The organism is Pseudomonas sp. PDM17 (genome assembly GCF_014851985.1).
In the GTDB taxonomy this organism is placed as follows: Bacteria; Pseudomonadota; Gammaproteobacteria; order Pseudomonadales; family Pseudomonadaceae; genus Pseudomonas.
On the sequence record NZ_JACVAT010000002.1, the window covers coordinates 22,906 to 35,933 of the forward strand.

General features: G+C 67.5%; 13 protein-coding genes. 1 reads left to right on the forward strand and 12 read right to left on the reverse strand.

Annotated elements, in window-relative coordinates; translation table 11 throughout:
- Positions 1–139: 139 nt before the first annotated feature.
- The gene (locus IB256_RS05970; RefSeq protein WP_192295112.1) at positions 140–961 is read left to right on the forward strand and encodes an alpha/beta fold hydrolase; all 822 of its coding nucleotides are present in this window, start codon (positions 140–142) and stop codon (positions 959–961) included.
- Positions 962–1,006: 45 nt separating this feature from the next.
- Here the strand turns inward: IB256_RS05970 and IB256_RS05975 are convergent, their stop codons facing one another.
- The 12 genes from IB256_RS05975 to IB256_RS06030 all read right to left on the reverse strand — a co-directional run bounded on the left by IB256_RS05975 (position 1,007) and on the right by IB256_RS06030 (position 13,024).
- Complete coding sequence (locus tag IB256_RS05975) at positions 1,007–1,948, reverse strand: hypothetical protein (protein WP_192295113.1); 942 nt, start codon at positions 1,946–1,948, stop codon at positions 1,007–1,009.
- Between the two features lie 259 nt (positions 1,949–2,207).
- On the reverse strand, positions 2,208–2,558 hold the full coding sequence (locus IB256_RS05980) for a VOC family protein (protein WP_192401655.1): 351 nt from the start codon (positions 2,556–2,558) through the stop codon (positions 2,208–2,210).
- A 38-nt stretch (positions 2,559–2,596) separates the two neighbouring features.
- A complete protein-coding gene (locus IB256_RS05985; protein ID WP_225601663.1) occupies positions 2,597–3,106 on the reverse strand; it encodes a hypothetical protein in 510 nt (169 codons plus the stop codon).
- 135 nt (positions 3,107–3,241) lie between these two features.
- A complete protein-coding gene (locus IB256_RS05990; protein WP_151186659.1) occupies positions 3,242–3,886 on the reverse strand; it encodes a methionine ABC transporter permease in 645 nt (214 codons plus the stop codon).
- Positions 3,879–4,940, reverse strand: coding sequence for a methionine ABC transporter ATP-binding protein (locus IB256_RS05995; RefSeq protein ID WP_192401666.1), 1,062 nt, complete (start codon positions 4,938–4,940; stop codon positions 3,879–3,881). The genes IB256_RS05990 and IB256_RS05995 overlap by 8 nt, the downstream gene beginning before the upstream one ends.
- Positions 4,941–5,180: 240 nt before the next feature.
- Positions 5,181–5,978, reverse strand: coding sequence for a MetQ/NlpA family ABC transporter substrate-binding protein (locus IB256_RS06000; protein ID WP_192401668.1), 798 nt, complete (start codon positions 5,976–5,978; stop codon positions 5,181–5,183).
- Between the two features lie 22 nt (positions 5,979–6,000).
- A complete protein-coding gene (locus IB256_RS06005) occupies positions 6,001–7,398 on the reverse strand; it encodes an LLM class flavin-dependent oxidoreductase (RefSeq protein ID WP_192401670.1) in 1,398 nt (465 codons plus the stop codon).
- Positions 7,395–8,609, reverse strand: a complete 1,215-nt coding sequence (locus IB256_RS06010; RefSeq protein WP_192401673.1) for an SfnB family sulfur acquisition oxidoreductase — start codon at positions 8,607–8,609, stop codon at positions 7,395–7,397. The genes IB256_RS06005 and IB256_RS06010 overlap by 4 nt, the downstream gene beginning before the upstream one ends.
- 9 nt (positions 8,610–8,618) lie before the next feature.
- The gene (locus tag IB256_RS06015) at positions 8,619–9,854 is read right to left on the reverse strand and encodes an SfnB family sulfur acquisition oxidoreductase (protein ID WP_192401675.1); all 1,236 of its coding nucleotides are present in this window, start codon (positions 9,852–9,854) and stop codon (positions 8,619–8,621) included.
- Between the two features lie 233 nt (positions 9,855–10,087).
- A complete protein-coding gene (locus IB256_RS06020; protein ID WP_192295122.1) occupies positions 10,088–10,858 on the reverse strand; it encodes a MetQ/NlpA family ABC transporter substrate-binding protein in 771 nt (256 codons plus the stop codon).
- A gap of 127 nt (positions 10,859–10,985) precedes the next feature.
- Complete coding sequence (locus tag IB256_RS06025) at positions 10,986–11,651, reverse strand: methionine ABC transporter permease (RefSeq protein WP_192295123.1); 666 nt, start codon at positions 11,649–11,651, stop codon at positions 10,986–10,988.
- Positions 11,651–13,024 (reverse strand): LLM class flavin-dependent oxidoreductase, encoded by a 1,374-nt coding sequence (locus IB256_RS06030; protein ID WP_192295124.1) that lies wholly within the window; start codon positions 13,022–13,024, stop codon positions 11,651–11,653. Before IB256_RS06030 ends, IB256_RS06025 begins: the two co-directional genes overlap by 1 nt.
- Positions 13,025–13,028 lie beyond the last annotated feature (4 nt).

Below are 13,028 nucleotides of genomic sequence, written 5' to 3' on the forward strand. Positions count from 1 at the left end.
GTTGTCGCTCGTCGGAAAGCCACCGGGCGCAGCCGCCGGCGTCACCGCGCTGGCTATGCTCAAGGCCGCCGTAGAGCGGTCCGTGGTCGCTGGAGTTGCGGCGTTTCTTTTCAACCACTCCCTGAAGGAAACGACCTAAATGAGCTTCGTCAAAGCGAAAGATGGCACTGAGATCTTCTACAAGGATTGGGGCAGCGGGCAGCCGGTGGTGTTCTCCCACGGCTGGCCGCTGAATGCCGACGCCTGGGACGCGCAGATGCTGTTCCTGGTGCAGAAGGGCTACCGGGTCATCGCCCACGACCGGCGCGGCCACGGCCGCTCGGGCCAGCCGGCCAACGGCAATGACATGGACACCTACGCCGACGACCTTGCGGCGGTGATCGATGCGCTGGACCTCAAGTCCGCCACGCTGGTCGGCCACTCCACCGGTGGCGGTGAGGTGACGCGCTACATCGGCCGGCATGGCACCAAGCGTCTTTCCGGGGCGGTGCTGATCGGTGCGGTGCCGCCGCTGATGCTCAAGACGACTGCCAACCCCGGCGGCCTGCCGATCGACGTGTTCGACGGCATCCGCAAGGGCGTGAAGGAAGACCGCTCGCAATTCTTCAAGGACCTGGCGGTGCCGTTCTACGGCTACAACCGGCCGGGCGCGAAGCAGTCCCAGGGCGTGATCGACAACTTCTGGCTGCAGGGCATGACCGGCGGGCACCTGGGCCAGTACCTGTGCATCCACGAGTTCTCCGAAGTGGACTACACCGAGGACCTGAAGAAGATCGACGTGCCAGCGCTGATCCTCCACGGCGACGATGACCAGATCGTGCCCATCGGCGCCGCCGGCCAGCGTTCGGTGGAGCTGGTGCAGAAGGGCGAGCTGAAAGTCTATAAGGGCGGCCCGCACGGCATGTGCACCACCCTGGCCGACCAGGTGAACGAGGACCTGCTGGGCTTCCTCAATCGCTGAGACGCCGCTGCCGGGGCCGCTGGGCCCCGGCACTCCACGAGTGAATCAGTGGCCGTCCGGGCGCCCGTTCACGGTGCGGTTGATGGCGCTCAGCGCGGTGTTGAAGCGTACCGTTTCGTTGAAGCTGCGGACGATGGCGCCGAAGCGCTCCTTGGCATCCACCAGTTGCTTGAAGCGTTCGGTCAGCTCGTTGTCCTTTTGCTGCAGCAGCGTCTCGCGGCCGTCCAGGTCGGCATGGCGAATGCGCATCTGCGCCAGCTTGCGCTCCAGCTGATCCTGCTCCGTCTGCAGTACTTCGCAACGCTTGCTGGTGGCGCGGTCGCGGCTGTCGACGGTTTCCGCCAACGTCTGCAGGGTGGCGCTGCGCTCGGCAAGGGTGGCGGCCTGCTGCTCGCCGAGGCGGGCCAGCGCCGCCTTCTCCTGCTGTAACCGCTGCTCCCATTGGCGCAAGGCGTCTTCGCGTTCGTTGAGCAGGCGTTCGCGTTCATCGGCCTGCTCCTGGCGCGCGTCCAGCGTCTCGCGTTCCTTGATGGAGTCCAGGCGTTGCTGTGACAGCCCCTGGGCCATGCCGGCGAGGGAATCGAGGGTGCTCTGCACGTCCTGCAGCACGTTCTCTGTGTCACTGGCGTCTTGCGAGACAACAGCTTGCAGCAACTGATCGGCCTGACTGAGCGGGACGTCGGGCGAGAAGTTCGGCGTGCCGATGGCATTGGTGATTGGCCGGCCCGCTTCGCGCTGCAGGGTTTCATCCAGTTCGTCGAGCTGGTCGAGAGTGTGCTGCGCGCTCTGCTGCTGTTTCAGGGCGTAGTCCGTGGCGCCGCTGGAATAGGCGGACGCCTGGCTCGGCGCGCTACCCAGCGCATCCGGTAGCTGGCCGGGCGGCAGGTCATAGAGCTGCGCCAGGTGGTCCTGCGGGTGGGCGAAGGGGCGCTGCGGCTTGGGCTGGCCGGCTCCGTCGGCCGGCTCCTTGGAATTGCGAATGCTCATGCGGGTCTCCCGAAGCTGTTCCTGGATAATGCGGCAAGCACCTGGAGCGGGGCCGGTACCAGGCTCTGGCTGGGCGGGGCTCTGGGCAGGGGCTGTCTCGGGCGTCGGGATGCATGGTGCGTTGCGGGCTTCTGCCTGGCGGGCGGGAACCGATTCCATCCGGCGCTGGGCGGCCTTGCTCGGCGGCGCCCAGATGCAGTTTAGGTTGCCCCGGACGATTGAGCGGAGGGCTGCAGAGACGGTGACGAACGGTCAGGGCCTAGCAGTGCTCCAGCACATTCAGCAGCTTCCCCAACGGGTCACGCAGGAAGAAGCGCCGCACGCCCCAGGGCTCGACGGTCAGTGCGTAGGTGATCTCGTGGCCGGCCGCGAGGGCGCGTTCGTACACCTCGTCGAGATTGTCCACCTCGATGGACAGGTCCGGCACCGGCGCACCGGAGCCGCCTTCGCTCGCCAGGCTCATCTGCGCCAGCGAGCTGTCGCCGCTGGCGAGGGTGATCAGCCAGCCGTGGTCCATCACCACGTCGAGGTCGAACAGCTCGCGGTAGAAACGGGCGACCTCGGCAGGCTTGCCGGTGGCGAGGTTGGCGACGATGCGGCGGACGGTCATGGCGGCGCTCCGTGAAGGGACGCCGCCAGCATAGACGTTCAGTGTGCCGGGCGTGCCGGTGGCATGCGGCGGCGGTGGATGCGGTAGAACTGGTAGAGCACGCCGACCACCAGCACCAGCAGCGCGACCAGCACCGCCGTCTGCACCGGCGGCGAATCCGGGCCCTGGCCGATGGGATTGGACGGCGGCAGGCGCGACAGGGATTCGTTGAGCGTGGGGATCATCATCAGGAAGAAGCTGAAGCTCATCGCGCCGGTTTCCACATATTCGCGCAGCCCGCCGAGCGCACCGATCCGCTGCGCGTAGCTGCCTGCCGCGATGGCAATCAGGCAGAGGATGCCGATGGCGTGACCGGCGTTGAAGCCGACGGTGCTGGACAGGCCGAAGGCCGTCAGCACACCGAGGATCATCCCGTAGACGTACCAGCGCCCGACCGGGCTGCGTGGATCGATGCGCCCGGCCTGGTAGAACGCCCACAGCCCGGCGACCAGTGGCACCAGGCTGATGGCGGTATGCACGATGCCCAGGGTGGAAAGGGGATTGGCCATGACGAACGCCTCCGCAGTAAGCACAGGGACGCCACGCATCCACGAGCTGTGCCGGGGCACGGAGGGGCGGGTGTGTTGTCAGGTTAGACGCAACCCGAGTGGGGGCAGGGCTGCGCCGAGCTCAGCCGACGAACGTCACACCCGCTTGTTGAGCCAGCGCGCGAGGCGATCTCCGCCGAACTGGATCAGGGTCACCAGGGCGACCAGCAGGATGATCACGGTGAGCATCACCTGGGTGTCGAAGCGCTGGTAGCCGTATCGGTAGGCGAGGTCGCCGAGGCCGCCGGCACCGATGGCACCGGCCATGGCCGAGGAGTTGATCATGGTTACCAGGGTGATGGTGAAGCCGGCGACGATGCCCGGCCGCGCCTCGGGCAGCAGCACGTTCCAGATGATGTGTCGGGGCTGGCAGCCCATGGCCTGGGCCGCTTCGATCAGGCCGTGGTCGACCTCACGCAGGCTGACCTCGGCAATGCGCGCGAAGAACGGTGTGGCGGCAATGGTCAGTGGCACCACCGCTGCCCACACGCCATAGCTGGTGCCGACGATCAGTCGGGTGAAGGGGATCAGCGCGACCATCAGAATCAGGAACGGGATCGAGCGCAGCACGTTGACCACGCTGCCCAGGCCCTGGTTGACCAGGCGCGCCTGGAAGATCCCGCCGGGGCCGGTGGTGACCAGCACCAGGGCCAGTGGGATGCCCACCAGCAGGACGATGGCCGAGGACGCGCCGATCATCAGCAGGGTGTCGAGCAGGCCTTGCAGCAGGCGATCAGGCATGGGTGAGCACCTCTAGCCTGTCGGCGACATCGCGGGCACGTTCGAGCAGTTGCGGGGCACTGGCGGCGGGTGCGGCGACGCTCAGCAGAAGGCGGCCAAGGGCGCGACCCTGGATGCGCTCGATGCCGCCGTGCAGCAGGCTGATGCGGCTGCCCAGGGCCTGGGCGATGGCCAGCAGGTCCGGCTCCTGTTCGCGCACGCCGGTGTAGTGCAGGTCGAGGATGACTTCGTGGTCCGAGGGGTGCTCCAGCCGTGCCAGCAGGTCCGGCGGCAGGTGCTGTTGCAGCGAGCCGAGCAGGGTGCGGCTGACCTCGTGCTGCGGGTTGCCGAAGACTTCCCAGACCTCGCCCTGCTCGACGATGCGCCCGCGTTCGAGCACCACCACGCGGTCGCAGATTTCGCGGATCACCGCCATCTCGTGGGTAATCAGCACGATGGTCAGGCCCAGGCGGCGGTTGATGTCGCGCAGCAGCGCGAGGATGGCCTGGGTGCTCTCCGGGTCGAGCGCCGAGGTGGCCTCGTCGCAGAGCAGTATTTCCGGCTGGTGCACCAGTGCGCGGGCGATGCCGACGCGCTGCTTCTGCCCGCCGGAGAGCTGCGCCGGGTAGGCGTGGCGCTTGTCTTCCAGCCCCACGAGTTGCAGCAGTTCGTCCACCCGCTCGGCGATGCGCGCCTTGGGCACGCCGGCCACGCGCAGGGGCAGGGCGATGTTCTGCGCGACGGTCTTGGCCGACATCAGGTTGAAGTGCTGGAAGATCATGCCAACGCGGCGGCGCAGGCCGACCAGTTGCTGGGAGTCGAAAGCGCCGATGTCCTCGCCGTCGATCAGCACCTGGCCGATGCTGGGTTGCTCCAGGCGGTTGAGGGTGCGGATCAGCGAGCTTTTGCCGGCGCCGCTGCGGCCGATGATGCCGAACACTTCGCCACGGCGGACGGAGAGTTCGATGTCGCTCAGTGCTTCCACCGGGCCGTGGTGGCCGGCGTAGGTCTTGCCCAGCCCGCGCAGGGCGATGTGCTGGGTGGCGAGTTCGAGATTGCGGTTGAAGCTGACCATGGTGGGGGCCTGTTCGGTAGTTCGGAGCGGGCGCCTTGCCCTCTCCCTAACCCTCTCCCTGAAGGAAGAGGGGACTGGTTCGGTGTGTTCGGCAATTGCGGTTCTTGCCGGAGATTTCGGCGCGGCCGGAACGTAGGGCGCATAACCTGGAACAGGTTATCCGCCGGCGCCTGCGCGGCGGATAACGCTGACGCGTTATGCGCCCTACGAAATAGCGCGCCAGCGGTGATGCTGGCGCGTTTACTGCCAGCCCGGCTGGTAGAGCGAGCCGTGGGCCTTGTCCAGTGCGGCGCGGACCTGCGGCGAGTGCTGGTAGAGATCGACGAACTTCCTCAGCTTGCCGTCCGGGTCCTTGTAGTCATCGCGGGTCACGAACTGGATGACGTACTCGCGGTTCTCGATGCCATCGAACAGCAGCGCGCTGCTCGGATCGATGGTCCCGGCCAGGCGGATGTAGTGCGGGTAGCCCTGGGCGAGGTCGACGTCGTCCAGGGCGCGCACCAGTTGCACGGCTTCCAGTTCGATGATCTGGATGTGCTTCGGGTTGGCCACGATGTCGTCCAGCGTTGCCTTGTAGCCGACGCCGTCCTTGAGCTTGAGCAACCCGGCCTTCTGCAGCAGCTGCAGGCCGCGGCCGCCATTGATCGGGTCGTTGGCGATGGCGACCTTGGCGCCCTCCGGCAGGTCGGCGATGGCCTTGTATCGGGTCGAGTACAGGCCGACGTTGTTGATGATTCCTGGCGCGAACGCCTTCAGGTGCAGGCCGCCCTCGCGGTTGGCGTTTTCCAGGAAGGGCGTGTGCTGGAAGTAGTTGGCGTCGATGTCGCCGTGGTCGAGGGTGATGTTCGGTGCGTTCCAGTCGGTGAACTCCACCAGCTCGACCTTCAGGCCCTGCTCGGCGGCTTCTTTCACCGCCACTTCCAACGGCGGGGCGAAGGCGGCGGTGGTGCCCAGGCGCAGGCTATCGGCGGCCTGGGCGAGGCCGGCGGCGAGGAGGCTGAAGGAGAGCCCGAGGGCCAGTTTGAAGCGTGCATGCATGGCAACGAATCCTTTTTGATTTTTAAACAGTGAGGGCCGGAGTCGCTCCAGTGGCGGTTGCCTGGCGGAAGCTTGCGCCGACGTGCCGCGCGGGCAGTCGGGCGCGGTTGGCGCCGAAGAGTTTTTCCCGCAGAGTGCCGTCCGCGTAGGCGCTCTTGTAGGCGCCGCGGTTCTGCAGTTCGGGCACCACGAGGTCGATGAAGTCGGCGTAGCTTTCCGGCTCCACGGTGCGGGTGAGGTTGAAGCCGTCGAGGCCGGCCTCGTTGATCCAGCCCAGCAGCTCATCGGCCACCTGCAGCGGGTTGCCCACCAGCGTCGTGTAGCGGCCGCCGAGGGCGAGTTGTTCCAGCAGCTGGCGCACGGTGGCATCGGTGCGGGCGACGGTCAGCGCTTTGGTGGCGGACTCGATGGCGTTGGTCTTCTCATAGCGGATCGGCTCGTCCAGCGCGTAGCGCGAGAAGTCGATGCCGGTGGTGCTGGCGAAGTGCGCAAGACCCGCCTCTGCGCTGGCGAAGCGACGGTACTCGGCGAGCTTGTCGCGGGCCTCGGCCTCGGTCGGCGCGACGATGACGTTGATGCCCATGAACACCTTGATGTCGTCCGCCCGGCGGCCGGCCTCGACCGCCGCCTGACGGATGCGGTCCACCAGCACGCGGGTGGCCTCGCGAGTCTGCGCCGAGACGAACACGCACTCGGCGTGGCGCGCGGCGAAGGCCAGCCCGCGATTCGACGCACCGGCCTGGAACAGCAGCGGCGTGCGCTGCGGCGACGGCTGGCTGAGGTGGTAACCCTCGACGTCGAAGAACTCGCCGTGGTGGCGGACCTTGTGCACCTTGCCCGGCTGCGCGTAGATGCGGCGCTGGCGGTCGGCAATCACCGCGTCGTCTTCCCAGCTGCCTTCCCAGAGCTTGTAGAGCACCTCCAGGTATTCGTCGGCGCGGTCGTAGCGGCGGTCGTGGTCGATCTGCCGTTCCTGGCCCATGGCGTGAGCGGTGCTTTCCAGGTAGCCGGTGACGATGTTCCAGCCGACCCGTCCGTCGCTCAGGTGATCCAGCGTGGAGAGCCGCCGGGCGAACGGGTAGGGCGCCTCGTAAGTGAGGTTGGCGGTGACGCCGAAGCCCAGGTGCTCGGTCGCGCCGGCCATGGCCGAGACCAGCATCAGCGGGTCGTTCACCGGCAGCTGGATGGCCTCTTTCGCGGTGAGCTCGATGCCGTTCTGGTAGACGTCGTAGACGCCGAGGATGTCGGCCAGGAACAGGCCGTCGAACAGGCCCTTCTCCAGCAGGCGGGCGAGGTCGGTCCAGTGGCGGAGCTTGTTGAAGTCGCTGGAACGGTCGCGGGGGTGGGTCCACAGGCCGTGGTTGATGTGGCCGACGCAATTCATGCTGAAGGCGTTGAGGAGGATCTGCTTCTGGCTCATAGGGTCCCCCGGCGCGGCGGCAGCTGGTCGTTGAGGTAGTAGTTGCCCACCGCGAAGTACTTCCAGCGCGCCGGGTCGTGCAGGGTGTGCACGCGGGCGTTGCGCCAGTGGCGGTCCAGGCCCAGCTCGGCGAGGCTGGCGCGGCTGCCGCCCAGTTCGATCAGCTTGGAGCCGGCCAGCAGCGAGACTTCGGTGGTGATCGCCCGCGCCTCGGCCACGGCGATGGAGGCGGCGGCGACGCTCTCGGCGCTGGGCTCGACAGTGGCGGCATCGAGCACGCGGCCGGAGCGATCCAGCAACGCTTCGGCGGCGTGCAGGCGGATCGCCAGGCGGCCGACTTCATTGATCGCCAGTAGGTCGTCGCTGGCCTTGTCCACGCCCGCGTCGATCCACGGCCGCGCCTTTTCGCGCAGGAACACCAGCGCGTCTTCGTAGGCGCCACGGGCGATGCCGACATCGATGGCGGCATGCAGAATCTGCGCGAACGGGCCGACCGTGGTCGGACGCTCGAAGGCGCTCTGGAACGGCACGATGTCGTCCTCGCCCACCGGCGCGCCATCGAACACCACGCTGCCGCTGCCGGTGGTGCGCTGGCCGAAGCCGGACCAGTCATCTATCACCTCCACGCCCTGGCTGTCGCGCGCGATGAAGGCGAACTGCTGGACGCCGTCGTCATCGATCACCAGGGTCGGAATGCGCTGCGCGTAGAGCGCACCGGTGCAGTAGAACTTGCGGCCATGGATGCGCAGCTGGCCACCTTCGCGCTTGAGGCGGGTGATGCGCTCGTGGGCGGTGCGCGTGCCGATTTCCGCCAGCGCGTTGCCGAAGCGCACGCCGGCCAGCACTTCGGCGAACAGGCGGGCTTTCTGCTCTTCGCTGCCGTTCACCCGCAGCAGCTCGACGGCGTAGAAATGGTTCTGCGGAATCTGCCCCAGCGAGCCGTCGGCGGCGGAGATGATCGCGATCACACGGGCCACCGTGACGCGGGAAACCCCGGCGCCGCCATGCTCGCGCGGCACGGTGATACCCCACAGGCCGGAGCGGCTGAAACGCTCCAGTTCGTCGATGGGCAAGCGCCGCTCGCGGTCACGGACGATGGCGCCCTCGCGAAAGTCGGCGGCCAGGGTGCGGGCGACGTCGAGGGCTTCGTCGTCGCTGCGGATGATGTGGATGGGTGCGATCTGTGCGGGAGATTGTACGAGGCTGTTCATCGGCGTTCCTCAGATCCAGGAATGACGCGCGGGGCGGGCGCCGTTGAGGTGGTAGGCGCCGACCGCCTGGACCTTCCAGCGCACCGGGTCGTGCAGGGTGTGCACGCGGGCGTTGCGCCAGTGACGGTCGAGGTTGAATTCGGCAAGGGTGGCGCGGCTGCCGGCCAGCTCGAAGAGCTTTTCGCTCGCGGCCAGGCTGACCTCGGTGGTCAGCACCTTGGCCTCGGCCACGGCGATGGAGGCACGGGCAGCGGACTCGTCGTCGATGGGGCGCGCGCTGACTTCGTCGAGCACATGGCCGGCGCGCTCCAGCAGCGCCTCGGCGGCGTGCAGTTCAACCTTCAGGCGGCCGATCTCGGCGATGGTGAAGGGCTCTTCGCTGGCCTGCTCGACGTTGGCATCGATGAAGGGGCGGGTGCGCGTGCGGATGAAGTCGATGGCGTCTTCCAGGGCGTTCGCCGCGATGCCGGCATCGATGGCGGCCTGAATCAGTTGCGAGACGGCGCCCTGGATGTTCGGCACGTCAGCGAGGCGGCCGTTATGGATCACCAGCGAACCGGCAACGGGGGCATTGTCCAGCAGCACGGTGCCACTGGCAGTGGTGCGCTGGCCGAAGCCGGACCAGTCGTCGACGATGCGCAGGCCTTCCACGCCACGCTCGACGAAGCCCATCACTGCGCGGCCTTCCTCGTCGATGGCCTTCACCGCGACCCAGTGGGCGAACAGCGCGCCGGTGGAGTAGAACTTCTCGCCGCTGACGCGGAAGTGCTCGCCGTCGCGCAGCAGCCGCGCCTTGAGTTCGAGGGTGTTGCGGGTGTTGCGTTCGGGGCCGGCATTGCCGATGCGCCGGCCGTTGAGTACGCCGCCGAACAGCACGCGCTTCTGCACGTCGCTGGCGACGTTGTCGATCACGTTGAGCAGGCCGAACTGGTTCTGCGGAATCTGCCCCAGCGCCGGGTCGGCGGCGCAGATCACGCGGAAGACTTCGGCCAGGGTGGCGTAGGAGACCTGCGCGCCGCCGTACTCGCGGGGAATGCTGATGCCGCCCAGGCCCAGGGCGGTGAAGTGCTCCAGCTCGCGCCAGGGCAGTGCGCGCTCGCGATCGCGGGCGGCAGCGCCGGGTTTCGCCAGGCGGGCCACTTCGTGGGCGGCGTCGATGGCCTGGGCGTCGTTGTCGATGCGGCGCGCCGGGAGTTGCCGGGGCGCCTGGTCACGAAGGTCCTTGGGTGCGGATTCGTTGGTCATGCGGTTTCCTGTGGTTGTTGCAGTGCGGGAGGTTCCCTCTCCCCAACCCTCTCCCTGAAGGGAGAGGGGGGCTGTTCGGAGCGCGTTGCCAGCGCGACATCAGCCGTTCATGGCGGCGCGCGCTTGAAGTTACCGGTGAGAGCAGTGTTCGCAGGCGACTCGGATAGCGCCCTCTCCCGCTTGCGGGAGAGGGCGGGGGGAGAGGGTGATTCGCCCCCGCGCCCGAACCCCCATCAGAAGGCGGGAGCAATCTCGCCCTTGTAGCGGGTGAGAATGAACTGGCGGACTTCCGGCGAATTCAGCACCTTGGCCAGCTTCTGGATGCCCGGGTCCTGGATGTTGTCCGGGCGGGCGACGAGGAACTCGGCGTAGAGGTCCTTGCCTTTCTCCACGATCAGCGCGCTCTTGGTGTCGATGCCGGCTTCCAGTGCGTAGTTGGCGAAGATGAACGCCAGGTCCACCTGCTTCACCGCACGGGCTAGCAGGGCGCCTTCCAGCTCACGGATCTTCAGGTGTTTGGGGTTGTCGGTGATGTCGCGCTCGGTGGACTGCGGGTTGCTGGGGTCCTTGAGCTTGATCAGGCCGCTCTCGGCCAGCAGCACCAGCGCGCGGCCGGTGTTCACCGGGTCATTGGGGATGGCCACGCTGGCGCCGTCGGGCAGCTCGGCAAGGGACTTGTACCTGGTGGAGTAGGCACCGAAGGGCTCGATGTGGATACCTACCACCGGCACCAGGTCGGTGTGGCGGGTCTTGTTGAAGTCATCGAGAAAGGGACGGTACTGGTAGTAGTTGGCGTCGAGGTTCTTCTGCGCGAGCTGCAGGTTGGGCTGGATGAAGTCGGTGAAGACCTTGATATCGAGGTCGACGCCTTCCTTGGCCAGCTCCGGTTTGACGAACTCGAGGATCTCGGCGTGGGGCACCGGGGTGGCGCCGACCACTAGCTTCTCCCCCGCTTGGGCGGAGAAGGCGACGACGGCCGCCAGAATGGCGATGGCCTTTTTCATGGGTGTTGCTCCTTGGCAGTAGTGGGTGGGCCGTCGTGGTGTGGACGTGGGCCTTGATGGCAGCGGGGCCCGGCTGCCGGCGGGTGGATCACAGGTGCCGCTCCCGGGCGGGGAGTGGGCGGGGAATTCAGCGCCGGGTGTAGCGCACGACGAGACGGTCGCCGCTCATCTGCAGGGCCTGCACCAGCAGGATCAGCAGGGAGACGGTGATGATCATCACGTCGGTCTGGAAGCGCTGGTAACCGAAGCGGATGGCCAGGTCGCCGAGGCCGCCGCCGCCGATCACGCCGGACATCGCGGTGTAGTCCACCAGCACGATGGCGGTGACGGTCACGGCGGCGATCAGCCCGGTGCGCGCTTCCGGCAACAGGGTGTGCCAGATGATCTGCCAGGTGCTGGCGCCCATCGCCTGGGTGGCTTCCACCAGGCCGCGGTCGACTTCGCGCAGGGCGGTTTCCACCAGCCGCGCGAAGAACGGCGTGCAACCCACCACCAGCGGCGGAATCGCGCCGGCGACGCCCAGCGAGGTGCCGGTGATCAGCGTGGTGACCGGGATCAGCACGATCAGCAGGATGATGAATGGCAGCGAGCGCAGCATGTTCACCACCACCGAGAGCGCGCGGTACAGGCCGGGCCTGGCATGCAGCTGGCGCTTGCCGGTGAGGTACAGCAGCACACCCAGCGGCAGGCCCAGCAGGACGGTGAAGGCCAGCGCGCCGCCGAGCATGGCGAGAGTATCCAGGCAGGCCTGGGTGAGATCGTGCCAGTCGAGGTTGCGGAACCAGCCGTCCATCAGGCGCTACCTCGTCTGAGTTTCGCCGCACGGTGCGGCGTGCGCAGGCGGTCGCCCTGGCCGAACAGCTTGTGGCGCAGGGTGCCTTGTTCGTACTCGCGCTTGAACAGCCCACGCGCCTGCAGCTCGGGCACCAGCAGGTCGACGATGTCGACGAAGGTTTCCGGCGCCACCAGGCTGGAGAGGTTGAAACCGTCGACGTCGGTTTCCTCGACCCAGGCCTGCAACTGATCCGCCACGGTCTGCGGCGAACCCACCAGCAGCGGGCCATCGCCACCCAGGGCGCAGTAGTCGGCGATCTCGGCGGCGGTCCACTGGCGCTCCGGGTCGGCGGCGCTGAAGGCATCCACTGCGGACTGGATCGCGTCGCTCTGTACATGGCGCAACACCTGGTCTGGTGCGTACTGGCCGAAGTCGATGCCGGTCCAGCCGGAGACCAGCGCCAGGGCGCCCTCGCGGTCGCTGTAGTGGCGGTAGTCTTCCAGCTTGGCCAGGGCCTCCACGTCGGTCGGTGCGACGATCACGGTGAGCTGGTTCAGCACCAGCACGTCGTTCGGTTCGCGGCCGGCTTCGACGGCGAGGCGGCGCAGGTCAGCCACCTGGTCGCGGAGGATGCGCTTGGTCGGCGCAGCAACGAACACGCACTCGGCATTGCCGGCGGCGAACGCCTTGCCCCGGCTCGATGCGCCCGCCTGATAGAGCACCGGAGTGCGCTGCGGCGACGGCTGGCTCAGGTGGAAGCCGGGTACTTCGAAGTGCTCGCCCTTGTGCTCGATGGGGTACACCTTGCGCGGGTCGGCGTAGACGCCGCTTGCGCGGTCGGCCACCACTGCGTCGTCGTCCCAGCTGGCTTCCCAGAGCTTGTAGCAGACTTCCAGGTACTCCTCGGCCAGGGCGTAGCGCTGCTGGTGGTTGAGCTGTTGCTTCAGCCCCAGGTTGCGCGCGCCGCTGTTCAAGTAAGAGGTGACGATGTTCCAGCCGGCGCGGCCACGGGTCAGGTGGTCCAGCGTGGAGATACGCCGGGCGAAGGGGAACGGGTGCTCGAAGGACACCGAGGCGGTGATGCCGAAACCCAGGTGCTCGGTGGCCGCGGCCATGGCCGGGACGATCTGCAGCGGATCGTTGGCCGGCACCTGCGCGCCGGCGCGCAGTGCCGCGTCGGCGTTGCCGTGGTAGACGTCATAGACGCCCAGCACGTCGGCGAGGAACAGGCCGTCGATCTTGCCCCGTTCGAGGGTTTTCGCCAGCTCGATCCAGTAGTGGATGTCGGTGTAGCGCGCGGCCTGCTGGTCGCGCGGGTGGCGCCAGAGGCCGGGTGACAGGTGGCCGACGCAGTTCATGGCGAAGGCGTTGAGGCGGATCTGCTTGCTCATCGCG